This window comes from Streptomyces sp. NPDC004111, from assembly GCF_042874215.1.
GTDB lineage: Bacteria > Actinomycetota > Actinomycetes > Streptomycetales > Streptomycetaceae > Streptomyces.
The window spans coordinates 67,813-85,320 of sequence record NZ_JBIAMU010000008.1; the positions used below are offsets into that span (position 1 = coordinate 67,813).

At 73.3% G+C, this 17,508-nt stretch carries 14 protein-coding genes; 6 read left to right on the forward strand and 8 right to left on the reverse strand.

All coding sequences use genetic code 11. The features are described 5' to 3' along the window. Positions 1 to 28 precede the first annotated feature (28 nt). The gene (locus tag ACFYVL_RS17445; protein WP_389245544.1) at positions 29 to 694 is read left to right on the forward strand and encodes a LuxR C-terminal-related transcriptional regulator; all 666 of its coding nucleotides are present in this window, start codon (positions 29 to 31) and stop codon (positions 692 to 694) included. 213 nt (positions 695 to 907) lie between these two features. Beyond that, positions 908 to 2,197 (forward strand): HRDC domain-containing protein, encoded by a 1,290-nt coding sequence (locus tag ACFYVL_RS17450; protein ID WP_389245546.1) that lies wholly within the window; start codon positions 908 to 910, stop codon positions 2,195 to 2,197. 138 nt (positions 2,198 to 2,335) lie between these two features. Here the strand turns inward: ACFYVL_RS17450 and ACFYVL_RS17455 are convergent, their stop codons facing one another. The 6 genes from ACFYVL_RS17455 to ACFYVL_RS17480 all read right to left on the reverse strand — a co-directional run bounded on the left by ACFYVL_RS17455 (position 2,336) and on the right by ACFYVL_RS17480 (position 9,123). Further along, positions 2,336 to 3,214, reverse strand: coding sequence for an ABC transporter permease (locus ACFYVL_RS17455; protein WP_389245548.1), 879 nt, complete (start codon positions 3,212 to 3,214; stop codon positions 2,336 to 2,338). Beyond that, complete coding sequence (locus ACFYVL_RS17460) at positions 3,211 to 3,996, reverse strand: ABC transporter ATP-binding protein (protein ID WP_389245550.1); 786 nt, start codon at positions 3,994 to 3,996, stop codon at positions 3,211 to 3,213. The genes ACFYVL_RS17455 and ACFYVL_RS17460 overlap by 4 nt, the downstream gene beginning before the upstream one ends. Next, a complete protein-coding gene (locus ACFYVL_RS17465) occupies positions 3,990 to 4,748 on the reverse strand; it encodes a PIG-L deacetylase family protein (RefSeq protein WP_389245551.1) in 759 nt (252 codons plus the stop codon). The genes ACFYVL_RS17460 and ACFYVL_RS17465 overlap by 7 nt, the downstream gene beginning before the upstream one ends. Beyond that, positions 4,745 to 5,533 (reverse strand): papain-like cysteine peptidase, encoded by a 789-nt coding sequence (locus tag ACFYVL_RS17470; RefSeq protein WP_389245553.1) that lies wholly within the window; start codon positions 5,531 to 5,533, stop codon positions 4,745 to 4,747. Before ACFYVL_RS17470 ends, ACFYVL_RS17465 begins: the two co-directional genes overlap by 4 nt. Positions 5,534 to 5,706: 173 nt before the next feature. Next, the gene (locus ACFYVL_RS17475; RefSeq protein WP_389245555.1) at positions 5,707 to 7,215 is read right to left on the reverse strand and encodes a glycoside hydrolase family 3 protein; all 1,509 of its coding nucleotides are present in this window, start codon (positions 7,213 to 7,215) and stop codon (positions 5,707 to 5,709) included. Positions 7,216 to 7,908: 693 nt separating this feature from the next. Beyond that, the gene (locus tag ACFYVL_RS17480) at positions 7,909 to 9,123 is read right to left on the reverse strand and encodes an SAM-dependent methyltransferase (protein ID WP_389245556.1); all 1,215 of its coding nucleotides are present in this window, start codon (positions 9,121 to 9,123) and stop codon (positions 7,909 to 7,911) included. Between the two features lie 448 nt (positions 9,124 to 9,571). Here ACFYVL_RS17480 and ACFYVL_RS17485 point away from each other — a divergent pair, with 448 nt between their 5' ends. Together ACFYVL_RS17485 and ACFYVL_RS17490 are read left to right on the forward strand one after the other, a co-directional pair. Then, entirely contained in the window at positions 9,572 to 10,792 is a 1,221-nt protein-coding gene (locus ACFYVL_RS17485; RefSeq protein WP_389245558.1) for a thiolase family protein, read from the forward strand. Beyond that, positions 10,789 to 12,921 carry a 3-hydroxyacyl-CoA dehydrogenase NAD-binding domain-containing protein gene (locus ACFYVL_RS17490; protein WP_389245560.1) on the forward strand — a complete coding sequence of 711 codons (2,133 nt, stop codon included), beginning with the start codon at positions 10,789 to 10,791 and terminating at the stop codon, positions 12,919 to 12,921. The genes ACFYVL_RS17485 and ACFYVL_RS17490 overlap by 4 nt, the downstream gene beginning before the upstream one ends. A gap of 71 nt (positions 12,922 to 12,992) precedes the next feature. On the opposite strand, the gene ACFYVL_RS17495 is transcribed toward ACFYVL_RS17490, so the two are convergent. Together ACFYVL_RS17495 and ACFYVL_RS17500 are read right to left on the reverse strand one after the other, a co-directional pair. Next, positions 12,993 to 13,688, reverse strand: a complete 696-nt coding sequence (locus ACFYVL_RS17495) for a polyprenol monophosphomannose synthase (RefSeq protein ID WP_389245943.1) — start codon at positions 13,686 to 13,688, stop codon at positions 12,993 to 12,995. 259 nt (positions 13,689 to 13,947) lie between these two features. Further along, a complete protein-coding gene (locus tag ACFYVL_RS17500) occupies positions 13,948 to 15,030 on the reverse strand; it encodes a sugar phosphate nucleotidyltransferase (RefSeq protein ID WP_389245562.1) in 1,083 nt (360 codons plus the stop codon). Between the two features lie 210 nt (positions 15,031 to 15,240). Between ACFYVL_RS17500 and ACFYVL_RS17505 the strand changes: the two genes are divergently transcribed. Beyond that, a complete protein-coding gene (locus ACFYVL_RS17505; RefSeq protein WP_389245564.1) occupies positions 15,241 to 15,702 on the forward strand; it encodes a GtrA family protein in 462 nt (153 codons plus the stop codon). A gap of 93 nt (positions 15,703 to 15,795) precedes the next feature. Then, entirely contained in the window at positions 15,796 to 17,505 is a 1,710-nt protein-coding gene (locus ACFYVL_RS17510; RefSeq protein WP_389245566.1) for a glycosyltransferase family 2 protein, read from the forward strand. Positions 17,506 to 17,508: the final 3 nt, after the last annotated feature.

The window sequence follows — 17,508 nt, forward strand, 5'->3', positions numbered from 1 at the left end:
GCCTTCCCGTCACTTCCCCGGAGGCCTGGTGTCCGTTCTTCTTGAGCAGCCCGCAAGCCTGGTCGGCTACCGGCCCAACAAGCCGACCGCCATGGTCGTCGTGGCCGACCCGCGCGTCCGCTCCACCGTTACCCGCCACCTGTGGGCCCTCGGAGTACGTGACGTCATCGAGGCGTCCTCCATCGCCGAGGCCCGCCCCCGCGTCGGCAACCCGCGCGACATCTGCGTCGCCGACGTCCACCTGCCCGACGGTTCCGGCCTCACCCTGCTGTCCGAAACCCGGGCCGCGGGCTGGCCCAACGGTCTGGCCCTCTCGGCCGCCGACGACATCGGCGCCGTGCGCAACGCCCTCGCGGGCGGCGTGAAGGGCTACGTCGTCACCGGCACCCGCAACGCCGTCGGCCACCACCCCGGCCGCCCCGGCACCGCCCCCATCGGGGCCAACGCCGCCCGCATGCACCGCCGCCCCCCGGGTTCCCCGAGCCACCCGGGCGGCTACCGCGAACTCTCCGGCCGTGAGGTCGAGGTCCTCAGACTCGTCGCGGAGGGCCAGTCCAACAAGGCCATCGGCGTCTCCATGGGGCTGTCCGCCCTGACCGTGAAGAGCCACCTGGCACGCATCGCCCGCAAGCTCGGCACGGGCGACCGTGCGGGCATGGTCGCGGTGGCGCTGCGTACCGGAATCATCCACTGACCAGGCGCCGACCACGCGAGCGGGCACGCGCCGACCGTGCGGTCGGCGCCCGCCGGTCGCACCGCGACCGGCTCGTGGCACCACCGGGAGTCGTGGCCGGGTGTTCCTCCAGGCACCCGGCCGGACCCCCGTCCTCGGCCCCCCGGGCCCCGGGAGCCCGGCGACGGAACGTTCCGTCGTCGGGCTCCTGCCATACACAGATACCCTTGGCAGGTGACCGACGCCCAAGAGACCGCAGCAGAAGCAGACCTGCGAACCACCGGGGGCGGCCCCCCGGACGACGTCGAACCGGCGCCGATCCCGCTGTTGGAGCCACGCGAGGGCATTCCCCCCGTCGTGGCGACGCAGGAGGCCCTCGACGAAGTGATCGCGGCATTCGCCGCCGGAACCGGCCCCGTGGCCGTCGACGCCGAGCGCGCGTCCGGCTACCGGTACGGACAGCGGGCCTATCTCGTCCAGCTGCGCCGCGAGGGCGCGGGCAGCGCGCTGATCGACCCGGTCGGCTGCCCCGACCTCTCCGGCCTCGGCGAGGCCATCGCGGACGCCGAGTGGGTGCTGCACGCGGCTACCCAGGACCTCCCGTGCCTGCGGGAAATAGGCATGGTCCCGACCCGGATCTTCGACACGGAGCTGGCCGGACGCCTCGCGGGCATCCCGCGCGTCGGCCTCGGCGCCATCGTCGAGAACCTCCTCGGCTACGCCCTGGAGAAGGGCCACTCCGCCGTCGACTGGTCCACCCGCCCGCTGCCCGAGCCGTGGCTGCGCTACGCGGCCCTGGACGTGGAGCTGCTGGTGGACCTGCGGGACGCGCTGGAGAAGGAGCTCGACCGGCAGGGCAAGCTGGACTGGGCCCTCCAGGAGTTCCGGGCCATCGCCGAGGCGCCGCCCGCCCCGCCGCGCAAGGACCCCTGGCGCCGTACGTCGGGGATGCACAAGGTTCGCGGGCGCCGCAGGCTCGCGGTCGTACGCGAGCTGTGGAACGCCCGGGACAAGATCGCCCAGCGGCGCGACGTCTCGCCGGGCAAGGTGCTGAGCGACGCGGCGATCGTCGAGGCCTCGCTGGCCGTGCCGCTGAACGCGAACGTGCTGGCCGCACTGCCCGGCTTCGGGCACCGGATGGGGCGGCGCCAGCTGGAGCAGTGGCAGGCCGCGATCGACCGGGCCAAGGCGCTGCCGGACATCGAGCTGCCGCAGCCGGGCCAGGCGGTGGCGGGCCCTCCGCCGCCCCGGTCCTGGGCCGACAAGGACCCGGCGGCGGCCGCCCGGCTGTCCGCGGCGCGCGCGGCGGTCTCGGCGCAGGCCGAGGAGATCAACATGCCGCAGGAGAACCTGATCACCCCGGACACGGTGCGCCGGGTGTGCTGGGAGCCGCCGAAGCCCCCGACCCCGGAGAAGGTCGCCGAGGCGCTGGCCGGGTACGGGGCGCGGCAGTGGCAGATCGAGCTGGTGACTCCGCTGCTGGTGGAGGCGCTGGCCGCGAAGGCGGCACCGGCCGCGGAGTGAGCCCGCGCCGCTCGCGACGACGGTACGCGTGAGCCGCGGCGGTACGCGTGAGCCGCGGCGGTACGCGCGAGCGATGGGAGTACGTGCGAGGCCCCCGGTCCCCCCGGACCGGGGGCCTCACGCGTGCCCTCCCGCGGGTCAGGAGTAGCGGGTCACCAGACCCCGGCGGCGGAAGGTGCGGAGCATCCGGCGCAGCGCGAGGAGGCTCAGCAGGGTCAGTACGGCGGTGCCCCCGGCGGCGAGGGCGAACTCGCCCCACGGCATCGGGCCGCCGGAGGCCAGGGTGCGGCCGACGGCGAAGACGTGCGTGGTGGGCAGGATCTGCGCGACGGGCTGGAGCACGGTGGGCAGCGTGGTGATCGGGTAGAAGACGCCGGACAGCGGCATCACCACCGACAGCGCTCCCCACACCAGTGCCTCCGCCCCGCTGCCGTACCGCAGTACCAGGCCGACGACCAGGAGGGCCACCGCCCAGCCGGACGCCAGCAGCAGGGCCGCGACCGGGATCAGGCCGAACCCGAGGCGCGTCACGTCGAAGGCGTACGCGGCGAAGGCGAGGGCGGCCACCGCGACGGTGCTGGCGGCCGTACGCACCAGGGCGAAGAGTCCGACGCCCGCCAGGTACTCCCAGTCCCGCATCGGGGTGGCCAGTAGGCCCAGCACGTTGCGCGACCAGGTCTCCTCCAGGAAGCCGGTGGCCAGCGAGATCTGGGTCTGGTGGACGAGGTGCCACAGGACGGTGCCGCTGAGCAGGTAGACGGCGACGGCGGTGGTGGCGCTCGGGGTGTCCCCGGCGGCCTCGGCGGCGAACAGGCCGATCGACCCGTACAGGAGGGTGTCGACCAGGGGCCAGACCAGGACGTCGAAGAAGCGGTGCGGGCTGCGCTTGAGCACCAGCCAGTGGCGCCGGGCCACGGCCCGCACGCGGTGCGCGGAGGCGGCGGCCGGGGAGCGGAGGGCGGGGCCCTCGGTGTCCGGGGACACGGTCAGGGTCGGACTGCCGATGCGGTCGCTCATGCCAGGGCCGCCCTTTCTCGTTCGCGGTCCTTGTCGCGCTCGGCGGCGAGGTGCAGGAAGACCCCTTCGAGGTCGTCGCGGCCGAAGGTGCGGGCGACGTCCTCGGGGGTGCCGTCGGCGGCGATGCGTCCGCCGTGCAGGAAGACGACGCGTTCGCAGAGCCGCTCGACCTCGGTCATGTCGTGGCTGGTGACCAGCAGGGCGGTGCCGCGCTCGGCGGACAGCGCGAGCAGGGCGGTGCGCACGCGCAGGGCGATGTCCGGGTCCAGGGAGGCGGTGGGCTCGTCGAGGATCATCAGCCGGGGCCGGTGCAGGGCCGCCTTGGCGATGCCGACCAGGGTGCGCTGGCCGCTGGAGAGCTGGGTGCCGATGGCGGCGGCGAGGTGACCGATGCCGAACCGTTCCAGTGCCTCGCCGACGGCGGTGTGCGGGTCCCGCAGGCCGTAGAGGTCGGCGTACAGCCGCAGGTACTCGCTGACCCGCACCCGGTCGGGCAGCGGGAGGTAGCCCGCGACGAAGCCGACGCCCTGCATGGCGCGGGCCCGGTCGGCGGGCAGCCGGTGGCCGAGGATCTCCACGCGGCCCGCGTCCGGTTCGACCGCGCCGAGGCACATCAGGAGGGTGGTGGTCTTGCCCGCGCCGTTGGGGCCGAGCAGTCCGAGGCGCTCGCCGGCCCGCACGCTCAGCGTGACGCCGTCGACGGCCCGGCCGCGTGCGTACTCCTTGACGAGGTCGCGGGCCACGAGGACGGGCGGGCGCTCGTCGGGGACGGGGGTCAGCACGTGGGCTCCAGGGACCAGACGAGTTCGGCGCGCAGCGGGCCGGTGCGGGAGAGGAAGTTGCCGTGGTCGGCGGCGACGGGGGCGAGCTGCGAGCCGTAGCACTGGGCGGCCTCGCGCTTGGCGGCCCACTGGGCGTCGTCCGGTACGAGGTGGTGGTGGACGGTGGTGCGGTGGGTGGTCAGCAGCTCCTGGTAGGCGAGGCCGCACATCGGGCTCTGCGCGAGAGCTTCGCTCGCCCCGTCCGTGCCCCACTCGGGGAGGTGCCCGGTGTACGGGAGGTCGGCGTAGACGAGGGGCGGCGGGGCGCCGAGCCGGGCGAGGGCGCGGGTGGCGCGCACCCGGACGTTCTCGTGGTCGGACTGGTTGCTGCCGAGGGGGGCCCAGACGTCGGTGCCGGCCGGGAGCCGCTCCAGGAAGGCGTCCAGGCCGGGCAGTTCGGGCCCTTCGGCGTACGGGCCGTCCGGGTGGTCGAGCACGACCTGCTCGACGCCGACCTTCGCGCAGGCCTCGGCGTCCTCCGCGACCCGGGCGCGGTGCGCCTCGTGCGCGGTCGAGAAACCGCAGGTGGAGTCCCACCAGGAGACCGGCACGTCCGGGGCGGGCGCGCCGCCGTAGACGGTGACGACGGCCGTCGGCCCCGGCAGCCCGGCCAGGGTCGCGCCGAGGGAGAAGACCGCGTCGTCGAAGTGCGGCGAGAGGACGACGGTGTGCCAGGGGCGCGTGGGCGGGAGGTGAGGGGGGTGCGAGGTCATGCGGGCTCCTCGGTGCGGAAGTCGGGGGTGGAGGCGGGGCCGGGGGCCGCCGGGGGGTGTCCGGGCGCGGCGGGCCAGAGGGTGCGGGGGCCCAGGGCGGCGAAGACGCGGTCCCAGGCGGTGTCGTCGCCCTGCCAGCGGCCGGGCACTTCGGGGACCGTGTCCCAGACCACGCCGGGCGGCAGCGCGGCCACCTCGCCCGGCGGGGTGCGGCGCAGCCAGAGCACGGCGAAACGGTGGCCGGGGTAGCGGCGGGCGAGGAGTCGGTGCAGCCGGCGCAGGTCGGTGTCGGCGAGTTCGTCGAAGGCGTCGTGGTGGACGTACAGCACGCGCCGGTCGGCGTCGGCGGTGGTCGCCCGCCAGCGGTCGGCGAGATGCGCGAACTTGGCGCGCACCGTGGGGAGCTGGGCCTCGATGTCCGCCTGGACGAGCGGCCGGCCGGGCCGGGGCTCGAACTCGTGGAAGAAGCGGATGCCGGTCCCGCGGTCGTGTGCGCAGAGTCCGTCGCTGAAGGGTTCCGTGCCGCCGGGCAGCAGTACGTCCCGGAAGTCGGTGTCCAGGAGGGACAGGACGGACGCGAAGTCGAGGTCCAGCCAGTCGAAGAAGTGGGCGCGGTCGGTGCGGGTGAGGCGGCGGATCTGGTGGGTGGATTCGCAGTGGTAGCCGAGGCCGATGCAGGTGTCGAAGGGGTGGGGGTGGGGGTGCAGGTGGGGGTGGGGGGCTGTTCGGTCGTCGGGTTGGTTCGTTTGGCCTGTGCGGCCGGCTGGTGGGGGTGGCTGGTTCACGGGGGCTCCGGGCGGGTGGGGTGGGGTGGGCGCGGGGGACGGGAGGTGCGGGGGAACGGGGGCGGGGCGGGGCCGGAGGGTTCGGCTCCGCCGGGGGGCCGCCCCCTTGCCCGCCCGTTCCGCCCCCGGGGGGGGCGGCCCCGCCGCCCAAGGGGGCGGGGGTGGGGGTGGGGTCAGGGGCGGAGGGGGTGGCGGTGAGGGGGTGTGGTGGTGAGGAGTTCGGCTGCGGCCATGGCGTTGGCCAGGCCCGCGCCCCGGGTGAACACCGTCGGGTGGCCGTCCGTGGGGAGCGGGGCGGGCGCCAGGCCCATCTCGACCACCACCAGTCCCGGCCGCCGGGCCCGCAGCGCGGCCAGCGTCCCGCACTGCCACGGGTCGCGTGCGGCGTCCCGTACCACGACCGCCAGGGTCCTGCCGTCGTCGGCGGGCAGGGGCACCTCGGCCGGGTCCGTGCCCGGTTCGACCTCCGTGTGCGAGGCCAGCGAGTCCAGCGTGCGCAGCACCCGGTCCAGGCCCCACGGGGCCTCCCCCACCGCCATGTTGGCGCCGACGGCGAGCCGTACGACATGCACCGGGCCAGGCTTCGGTATCCCTTCCAGGGCCACCGTTTCGACCGCCCGGCGGGCCGCGACGAGGCCGATGTCCGGGGCGGGGGTCCGGTCCGTCACCGGCGTACGGGCACCGGGGGCCGCCCAGGCGCGCAGGGCGGCGACGCGGGCGGCGGCCTCTTCGAGCCGGTCGACGGTCAAGTCGCCTTCCCGGAGCGCGCGTTCAACCTCCGTGTACACCTCGGGCAGGATCTTCTCGCCATCCGTGGCACCCAGCAGCACCAGGTCCACGCCCGCCGACCAGGCCAGCACCGCCGCTCCGCCGAAGCCCCAGCGGTCCAGGATCGGCGCCATCTCCAGCGCGTCGCTGATCACCACGCCGTCGTATCCCAGTTCCTCGCGCAGCAGCCCCGTGACCACCCGGCGGCTCAGCGTGGCGGGCAGGTCGTCGAGCTGGGGAAGCCTGATGTGGCCGGTCATCACCGCCTTGGCGCCGGACGCGAACCCCGCCGCGAACGGAGGGAGTTCCAGCGCGCGCAGGGCGTCGAGGGAGCGCGGGATGTCGGGCAGCCAGGAGTGCGAGTCCGTGCCGGTGTCGCCGTGCCCGGGGAAGTGCTTGAGGGTGGCGGCCACACCGCGCCCCTGGAGTCCCTCGACGAACGCCCGGGTGTGCCGGGCGACCAGATCGGGGGTCGGCCCGAAGGACCGTACGCCGATGATGGGGTTGCCGGGGCGGGAGTTGACGTCCGCGCACGGACCCAGGCACAGGTTGATGCCGGTCTCCCGCAGGTCGTCGCCGATCGCTTCGGCGATCTCGCGCGTCAGGGCAGGGTCGTCGACGCCGCCGAGGGCGTGGTTGCCCGGGTAGACGCTGCCCCGGCGGTAGTCGAGCCGGGTGACGTCGCCGCCCTCCTCGTCGAGGGCGATGAGCACGTCGGGCCGCACCGAGCGCAGCGGATCGACGATGTCGTCGCGCAGTGGGCCGCCGGGCGGCAGCAGATTGGTGCCGAAGAGGCCCACTCCGGCGAGCCCCTGGTCGAGGGCGCGCTTGATCCAGTCGGGCGGGGTGCGTCCGTCGTAGGCGGGCATCAGGCACGCGTTCACCAGGGACACCAGCGAAGGGACAGAGCTCATGGCGAGTACACCTTTGCGAGGAGGCGGGTGGTCGGAACATCGACAAGTCGATATGCGAGGGGTCCGGGCGGGGCCACCGCCCGCGTCGGCGCACCCACGGGTGTGCGGGCGGCGGGCTCGCACGGCTACGGAGTGCGTGGCGAGGGGCCGTGCGGGTCCTCGGTCCGGAGGCCCGGGGGGGAAGCCGGAGTAAGCCGGTGGCCGTCGGGGCGGCGGGGCACGGGGCCGGTGATCGATGGCCGTCGGCACGGGGGGGGGAACGGGGCGGGATTTCGGTGGCCGCCGGGGTGGCTGGGCACGGGACGGGAGTTCGATGACCGTCGGAACGGCGGGGAACAGGACGGGAGTTGGATGACCGCCGGAACGGCGGGGCACGGGACGGGATTTCGGTGGCCGTAGAAGGCAGGCGACGGGGGCCGGCAGGTCGCACCGGTACGGGAGTGCCGCGCCCTGCCGACGCCTGGCAGGGGCTGGCCCGCGAGGAAGGCCGGTGCGGGCGGGACCTGGGCGGTTGGAGCGCCTGGCGTGGAGGGCGGGCCGAGGCCGGACCCGGGGCGGTCGGCGTACCCGGTGAGGGGTCCCGCCGGGTGGGCCGGGCGGCCATGCGCCTCACGTCATGGCCCGACCACCCACGACAGCTGCCCGCACCCCCGCCGCCCCGCCGCCCCCTCCGTCGCCGGCCCCGTCCGCCGGTCAGCTGTCGCGGGTGGTCGGCTCCGTTCTGCGCAGTGCGAGGCCCACGCTGCCCCGCTTGCTCAGGTAGGCGCGGCCCCCGCACACCGGTTCCAGTGCCGGGGCGACCAGTACCGTCTCCTCGACCGTCTCCCAGCGGGACGTGGCGGCCAGCCACGGGCGGACCCGTTCGTCCAGGGTGGCCGGTTCCAGGGCGAGGAGGACCAGGTCGGTGGGCAGGTCGTCGAGCAGGGCCGGGTCCTGGCCGTAGTAGAGCATCTCGATCAGCAGGTACGCGGTCCCCGCGAGCCCCGGCTCCCTGCTGCGGTCCGCCAGTTCCGCCAGGTCGTACGGATGGACCCGTACGCCTTCCGGGACGGTCTCGGTCCGTGCGGTCAGCCGGTCCCGGAAGAGCGGGTTGGGTTCGGTGGCGTCGACCGCGTACCCCTTCGCGGCGAGCCGTGCGGTGAGGGCTCCCTCGCAGGCGCCCACCTCGACCAGCGGGCCGTCGCCGGGCAGCCGGTGCCGGGCGACCCAGGCGGTGGTGGCGTCGAGCCGGGAGCGTTCGTAGGCGGAACTGTCGAACTCCCACGGGTCGGCCACCGTCGCGGCCTCCTCGTCGAGACTGGCCAGCAGCGCGAAGAGTCCCTCCCGCTCGCGGGGGTCGCCCGCCGCGAAGAAGCGCTCGGTCGCCGGGACCCGCGCGGTGTACACCATGAACTCGGGCGAGTCGCTGCTCAGCAGCGGGCCGCAGTGCCGGTTGACGAAGCCGAGTTTGGCGGCGACCAGGGCCCGGCCGAGCGGGCGGTCCTCGTCGCTGACGAACTGGAGGTACGGGGAGTAGCCGACCGCGTGGTGCACCGGCAGTCCGTGTGCGGCGGCGGCGACGTCCCGGCCGAGCCGGCCCCGGCTGCGGCGGTTGTCGGCGGGCGAGTGGGTCCAGATCCGGGCCGGACGGCCCTCGGCGGCCCCGGTGAGCAGGGCGGCCAGGACCTTGGGGCCGGGCGAAGCGGCGGGCGCGTCCGGGGCGCGCAGGTGCGGGGCGAGGAGTTCCAGCCGGTCGTACGGGGTGCCGTCGGGCGGCAGCGCGATCCACTGCCCGGTGTCGCAGCACAGCACCCGGATCTCCCGGGGAGCCTCGCCCTCGCGGACCCCGTCGCCGTCCGGGTCGGTCAGTACGGAGAGGAAGTCGAGGACCGCGTCCTCGGCCCTCAGAACCACCACTAAGTCGAGCACGGTCTTTTCCCATCAGCAGGTACGGCACAGCAGGAAAGAGCAGGTGAGGGTGGGTTCGCGGCCGTACGGCGCACGATCTTGAGGCGAGCCTAAGGGCTACCGAGGAGTATGGTCCAGACCAATTTTCCAGCCGCGAAAGGGAACCGGAAGCCCCCGAATTCCGTACGGGGCCGACCCCCGCACCGGTCGCGAACCCGCTGACCGGCCGCCCCGCACCACCCCGTACCGGCACCTCCCGCGACACGCCGCACCGCACGCTTTCCGCCAACGGCGGACCCCCGGGACACCCGCCGGACGGCCGCCACCGAGTGTGACCTTCGCCGCTTGGGGCGAGAAGGGTGGGCAGCTTGGTTACCCGTAAGTAGCATGGGGCCGTGCGGTGCCGCCCACCTCGGCGTCTCCGCGTACTGGCAGCAGCACCACCCCGCACCCCGGAGGAGAGCCAATCGTGCCTCGTACCGTCAGGGACGTCGTCTTCGTCGACGGCGTCCGCACCCCGTTCGGCAAGGCGGGCCCGAAGGGCATCTACCACGAGACCCGGGCCGACGACCTGGTCGTGAAGGCGATCCGGGAGCTGCTGCGCCGCAACCCGGACCTCGACCCCGCGCGCGTGGACGAGGTCGCCATCGCCGCGACCACCCAGATCGGCGACCAGGGCCTGACGCTGGGCCGCACCGCCGGCATCCTGGCCGGTCTGCCGACGTCCGTCCCCGGCTTCTCGATCGACCGCATGTGCGCCGGCGCGATGACCGCCGTGACGTCCGTGGCGGGCGGCGTGGCCTTCGGCGCGTACGACATCGCCCTCGCGGGCGGCGTCGAGCACATGGGCCGCCACCCCATGGGCGAGGGCGTGGACCCCAACCCGCGCTTCGTCTCCGACAAGCTGGTCGACGAGTCCGCCCTCTTCATGGGCATGACCGCCGAGAACCTGCACGACCGCTTCCCGGGCATCACCAAGGAGCGTGCCGACGAGTACGCGGTGCGCTCGCAGGAGAAGGCCGCCAAGGCGTACGCCGACGGCAAGATCCAGGCCGACCTGGTCCCCGTGTCCGTGCGCCGCACGAACGCCGAGGCGGGCGAGACCGGCTGGGGCCTGGCCACCACCGACGAGCCGATGCGTCCGGGCACCACCCTGGAGTCGCTGGCCGGGCTGAAGACCCCGTTCCGCCCGCACGGCCGGGTCACCGCCGGCAACGCGGCCGGTCTCAACGACGGCGCCACCGCCTCCCTGATCGCCGCCGAGGACGTCGCGCGCGAGCTGGGCCTGCCGGTCAAGATGCGCCTGGTGTCCTACGCCTTCGCGGGCGTCGAGCCCGAGGTCATGGGCATCGGCCCGGTCCCGGCGACCGAGAAGGCCCTCGCCAAGGCGGGCCTCTCGATCGACGACATCGGCCTGTTCGAGATCAACGAGGCCTTCGCCGTGCAGGTGCTGGCCATGCTCGACCACTTCGGCATCCCCGAGAACGACAGCCGCGTGAACCAGTACGGCGGCGCCATCGCCTTCGGTCACCCGCTGGCCTCCTCCGGCGTGCGCCTGATGACGCAGCTGGCCCGCCAGTTCGAGGAGCAGCCGCACGTCCGCTACGGCCTGACGAGCATGTGCGTCGGCTTCGGCATGGGCGGAACGGTCATCTGGGAGAACCCGCACTTCGACGGAGGCAACAAGTGAGCACCACCACCGCCGAGCTCCTGAAGGGCGCGGCCGAGCTGTTCCCCGACGAGGTCGTCACCCAGGCGCACGTACGTCACCTGGAACTGCCGGGCGGCGCGGGCAACTTCGCCCTCATCACGCTCGACAACGGCCTGGACCACACCAAGCCGACCACCTTCGGCCCGCAGTCGCTGGGCAACCTCAACGCCGCGATCGACCAGGTCGAGGCCGAGGCGGCCGAGGGCAAGATCGTCGGTGTCGGCATCACCGGCAAGCCGTTCATCTTCGCCGTCGGCGCCGACCTCAAGGGCGTCGAGCTGCTGAAGCGCCACGAGGACGCGCTCGCCATCGGCAAGGGCGGGCACGACGTGTTCCGCCGGCTCTCCGGCCTGGCCGTGCCCACCTTCGCGTACTACAACGGTGCGGCGATGGGCGGCGGCGTCGAGGTCGGTCTGCACTGCTCCTACCGCACGGTGTCGCAGTCGCTGCCCGCCTTCTCGCTCCCCGAGGTCTTCCTCGGCCTGGTCCCGGGCTGGGGCGGCTGCGCGCTGCTCCCGAACCTGATCGGCGCCGACAAGGCCGTGACGGTCATCATCGAGAACTCGCTGAACCAGAACCGCCAGCTCAAGGGCGCGCAGGTCTTCGAGCTCGGCATCGCCGACGCGATCTTCGAGGGTGCCGACTTCCTGGAGCAGTCGCTGATCTGGACCTCCGCGGTGCTGCGCGGCGAACTCCAGGTCCAGCGCCCGGAGATCGACCGGGGCGAGGGCTGGGACGCCGCCGTCGCGCGCGGCCGGTTCGTCGCCGACTCCAAGGTGCACGGTGCGGCCCCGGCCGCGTACCGCGCCCTGGACATCATCGAGGCCGCCAAGTCCGGTGACCTGTCCGCCGGTTTCGACGCCGAGGACCAGGCGCTCGCCGACCTGATCATGGGCGGCGAACTGCGCTCCGGGATCTACGCGTTCAACCTGGTGCAGAAGCGCGCCAAGCGCCCGGCCGGTGCACCGGACAAGAACCTGGCCCGCCCGGTCACCAAGGTCGGCGTCGTCGGCGCCGGTCTGATGGCCTCGCAGCTCGCGCTGCTGTTCCTGCGCCGTCTGGAGGTGCCGGTCGTGCTGACCGACATCGACCAGGAGCGGATCGACAAGGGTGTGGGCTACGTCCACATGGAGATCGAGAAGCTGCGCGGCAAGGGCCGCATCAACCAGGACAAGGCCAACCGCCTCAAGGCCCTGGTCTCCGGCGTCCTCGACAAGGCGGACGGCTTCGCCGACGCCGACTTCGTCATCGAGGCCGTCTTCGAGGAGATGTCGGTCAAGCAGCAGGTGTTCGCGGAGGTCGAGGCGGTCGCCCCGGCGCACGCGATCCTCGCCACCAACACCTCCTCGCTGTCCATCACCGAGATGGCGTCGAAGCTGAAGAACCCCGAGCGGGTCGTGGGCTTCCACTTCTTCAACCCGGTCGCGATCCTCCCGCTCCTGGAGATCGTGCGCGGCGAGAAGACGGACGACGCGTCGCTGGCCACCGCCTTCGGTGTGGCCCGCAAGCTCAAGAAGACGGCCGTGCTGGTGAAGGACGCCCCGGCGTTCGTCGTCAACCGCATCCTGACCCGCTTCATGGGCGAGATCCAGAACGTCATCGACGAGGGCACCCCGGTCGCCGTCGCCGAGAAGGCCGTCGAGCCGCTCGGTCTGCCGATGTCGCCGCTGGTCCTGCTGGAGCTGGTCGGCCCGGCCATCGGTCTGCACGTCTCGGAGACCCTGAACCGCGCGTTCCCGGACCGCTTCACGGTGTCGCCGAACCTGGCCGCCGTGGTCAAGGCCGGCAAGCGGGGCTTCTACGTCTACGACTCGGGCGCCCCGGTCCTCGACCCCGAGGTCGCAGCCCTCCTCAAGCAGGGCGACACCGTCCTGACCGAGGAGCAGGTCCGCGACCGCGTGATGGGCGCGGTCACCGAGGAGATCCGGCTGATGCTCGACGAGGGCGTCGTCGCCGAGGCCCAGGACATCGACCTGTGCCTGATCACCGGCGCCGGCTGGCCCTTCCACCTGGGCGGCATCACGCCGTACCTGGACCGTGAGGGCTACTCGGAGCGGGTCGCCGGGAAGAAGTTCCTGACGGCGGGCGTGGCGAGCGTCCCCGCGTAACGCCACCGCGTCCCACCGGGAGGGGGTCGTACGGAGTCCGTCTCCGTACGACCCCCCTCGTGCGTCCCCGCTCAGCCGCGCAGCCGCAGTCTCCAGGGCAGCACCGCCGACTCCAGCTGCACGGCGAGGCTCATCTTGGACACGCCGGTACGGCGCTCCTCGAAGTGGATGGGGATCTCCACGGCCGTGCAACCGGCCCGCACCGCCCGGTACTTGAGCTCCACCTGGAAGCTGTAGCCACTGCTGCGGACCCGGTCGAGCCGGGCCGCGCGGACGGTGTCGGCGCGCCACAGGACGAACCCGGCGGTGACGTCGCGCAGCCCGGTGTGCAGGACGGCGCTCACGTACCGGTTGGCCCAGCGGGAGAGCAGCCTGCGGTGCAGGCCCCACTCGTCGGCGAGCCGGCCGCCGCAGACGTAGCGGCTGCCGACGGTGAGCCCTGCGCCGGTGGACAGGGCGCTGCCGAGCAGCTGGGGGACGTACCCGACGGGGTGGCTGCCGTCGGCGTCCATCTGGAGGACGAAGTCCGCGCCGTCCTCGACCGCGCGGGTCATGCCCGCCGCGTACGCCCGGCCGAGGCCGTCCTTGGTGGTGCGGTGCAGGACGGCCACCCGGCCCGGGTGGCGGGCGGCGAGGCCGTCGGCGATCCGTCCGGTGCCGTCGGGGCTGTTGTCGTCGACCACCAGCAGGCGCAGGCCCGGCAGGGCGAGTGCCATCAGCCGCTCGGCCATGCCGGGGAGGTTCTCCGCCTCGTTGTACGTGGGCATGACGACGGTCAGCGCGGTGCGGCCCCACTCGTCGGGCACGGCCAGCGGCCGACGCCGCGGGTCGGGGGCGGGGGTGGGTACGGCGGGGGCGGGCGCGGTATCGGCCACGGGACCTGCTCTCCATCTGTGCGGAAATCCGGGGTGGGCGGGGCATCGGGGCAGGACGCCGCGGCTGCGGGCCGGTGGGCGGGGGCTGGGAGACGGTGGGCGGGGGCTGGGGGGGGCTGGGAGACGGTGGGCCTGGGCCGGTGGGTGGCCGTCAGCAGTCGGGCGAGAAGCGGATGGCGGCGTCCGGGATGCGTGCGTCGCACCACACCCGGGCCCCGTGGTCGAGTTCGTTGGCCGCGCCCACCCGGGCGCCGTCGCCGACGACCGCGCCGGTGACGGTGGTGCCGCGGCCGACGTAGGAGCCGGCCCCGAGCATGCTGGCGTGCACCCGGGCCCCCTCGTCGACCCGCGCGCCGTCGAGCACGACGGAGCCCTCGACGACGGCCCCCGCCCCGATCCGGGCGCCCGCGCCGACGACCGTGCCGCCGCCCAGCACCGCGCCCTCCTCGATCCGCGCGCCGGGCATCAGCAGGTACTCGCCGGTGGGGCCCGGCAGCGCGGGCGAGGCGACGACACCGCGCACCAGGTCCGCCGACGCCTGCACGAAGCAGGCGGGACGGCCGAGGTCGCGCCAGTAGGAGCGGTCGACGACCCCGTGCAGCAGGGCGCCGGAGGCGAGGAGCCCGGGGAAGGTCTCGCGCTCCACGGACACCGGGCGGCCCGCCGGAACGGTGTCGATCACCTCGCGCCGGAAGACGTAGCAGCCCGCGTTGATCTGGTCGGTGACGATCTCCTCGGGCCGCTGCGGCTTCTCGGTGAAGCGAAGGACGCGGCCGGTGCCGTCGGTGGGCACCAGCCCGTACTCGCGGGGGTCGTCGACGCGGGTGAGGTGCAGGGTGACGGCGGCCCCGGCCCGCAGGTGGCCGCGTACCAGGCCCGCGAGGTCGAGGCCGGTGAGGATGTCGCCGTTGAGGACGAGCACCGGGTCGGCGGGGCCCGACTCCAGGGCGTCGGCCGCGCCGCGGACGGCGCCGCCGGTGCCCAGCGGCCGGTCCTCGGTGACGTAGGTGAGCCGCATGCCGAGTGCGGAGCCGTCGCCGAAGTAGGGCTCGAAGACCTCGGCGAGGTAGGAGGTGGCCAGCACCACGTGGGTGACGCCCGCCGCGCGGGCGCGGGCCAGCTGGTGGGCCAGGAAGGGCACCCCGGCGGCCGGAACCATGGGTTTGGGCGTGCGGAGCGTGACCGGACGCAGCCGGGATCCCTTACCACCGGCCAGGAGTATCGCCTCAGTCATGCGTGCCGTCGCTCTCGAATTAACTCTTCCCGAATGCCCCGCACCATACGGGAACATCTCCGCCAATCGGGCATAGCTTACGATAGGGAACCGCGCCGGGTTCACACGGTTCTTAACCCGGGCCTTTGCAGGCATGAACTCCCCCACTGGCGCCCCGATTTACAGATGACCCCTGAAGCACGGAATTCGGCGCGCCCGGAGTTGTGAACCATGAAAAGCAGAACCGGCAGACACGCGGCCCGCAGCCGGCTGCGTTCCCTCTCGGTGGAGATGGCCAAGTTCGGTGCCGTCGGCGGCATCGGCGTGATCGTCAACCTGCTGGTCTTCAACCTGCTCCGCTCGCACACCGGCCTCCCGGTGGTCCGGTGCGGAATGACCGCCACCGCGGTCGCCGTCGCCTGCAACTACCTGGGCTTCCGCTACTTCGCCTACCAGGACAGACGCCAGCGGCGGCAGAGCAGTGAGCTCCTGCTGTTCGCCTTCTTCAGCGCGGCCGGGCTCGTCCTGGAGAACGGGGTGCTGTTCGTGACGACCTACGGAATGGGCTGGGACACCCCGCTCCAGGAGAACGTGTTCAAGTTCACCGGAATCGCCTTCGCCACCCTTTTCCGGTTCTGGTCGTACCGCACCTGGGTGTTCCGCCGCACTTCTTTGGTCCCGGCCACCCGGTGACTTTGTACCCGGCGAGGCAGGACCTTTTCCGGGAATTCGCCCGAGCACCTTTCATAAAATGGCCGCCCAGGAAAGGCCGGAGAAGAACTTCGCATGACCATCAGGAATTCACCTGCTTCGGGCCTGCTGCCGCAGCCGCCCGACGACAGCGAGAAATACTGCTACGCCCGGCGGCATCTGTGGGTGCTCACCTTCTTCGCTTTCGTCGGCATCGTTTTCCTGGCGATCAGCCAGCTGGCCTTCACCAGTTCCAGCCCCTGGTTCTGGCTCTTCGCGCCCTTCCTGGTCGTCGCCGTCTGCCACTCGCTGCTCTCGCTGCGGCTCGACGGGTTCAGCCGCGGCTTCGACATGCGCGCGCACCGCGCCCTGGTGAGGGGGTGGCGGCCGGACGCGTACCCCACCGTGGACGTCTTCCTGCCGGTGTGCGGCGAGCCCATCGAGGTGCTGCACAACACCTGGACGCATGTGCGCCGGATGGCCCGGAACTACCCGGGCCGGGTCACCGTGTACGTGCTCGACGACGGCGCGTCCGCGGAACTGGCCGCCATGGCCGCGGACTTCGGGTTCCGGCACGGCACCAGGACCGATCGCGGCCGGTACAAGAAGGCGGGCAACCTCCAGTACGGCTTCGGGATCTCCGCGGGCGAGCACATCCTGATCCTGGACGCCGACTTCGCCCCGCGCGCCGACCTGCTCCAGGAGATGCTGCCGTACATGGACGAGCCGGACACCGGCATCGTCCAGTCCCCGCAGTTCTTCCGCGTCCTCGACTCGCAGAACTGGATCGAGCGCGGCGCGGGCGCCACCCAGGAGTACTTCTACCGCTCCGTGCAGGTCTCCCGGGACGGCAAGAACGCGTCGATCTGCTGCGGCAGTTGCGCGCTGTACCGCCGCTCCGCGCTGGAGGCCAACGGCGGCACCACCCTGATCGAGCACTCCGAGGACATGTACACCGGCTTCGACCTGCGCGGTCTCGGCTGGCGGCTGCGGTACGTCCCGGTCGCCCTGTCCACCGGTGTGTGCCCCGACACCGCGGGCGCGTACATGAACCAGCAGTACCGCTGGTGCTGGGGGTCGCTCGCGCTGATCACCGACCGGAAGTTCTGGGCCGCCCCGCTGCGCGTCGAGACCCGGCTGTCCTACCTCAGCGGCTTCCTCTACTACCTGACGACGGCGCTCGCCGTGTTCGCGCTGCCGCTGATCCCGATCGGACTGCTGCTGTTCGCGCCGGGGCAGGTCGTCGCGCAGGCCTCGTTCCTGCTGCTGCCCACGCTCTTCTACGTGACGATCGTGCAGCCCCTGTGGCACCGGGCGCCGTTCCGGCTGGAGGCCTGGGCGGTACAGGCGATCCAGGGCTGGTCGTTCGTCTTCGCCTTCTGGGACCTGCTGCGCGGCCGGCACATGGGCTGGAAGCCGTCCGGGTCCGGCGGAGCCAGGTCGAACGGCACCCGCCGCTTCTGGCTCGGGCTGGCCCTCTGGAGCGGCGGCACCGCCCTGGTCTGGGTCGCCCTGGCGCTGTGGCGCACGCTCTCCCTGTACCCGCCGGACTTCGCGCTGCTGCTGGCCGCCGGGCTCTTCTACGCGGCGACGATCGGGCGCGCGCTGCTCCAGCCGCACGTCGGCGAGCCCGGTGATCCGCGCCTCGCAGCCGCCGTCGCCCCGCCAGCCGCCGTGGCCCCGGCCGCCACCGCCGCCCCGCCCGTAACCGCCGTACCGCCCGTAACCACTGCGGCTGCCGCACCCACGGTCTCCCCCGCCACTCCGGGCGACTTCCCCGCCGCCGACCCCTTCCAGAAGGCCTGAACC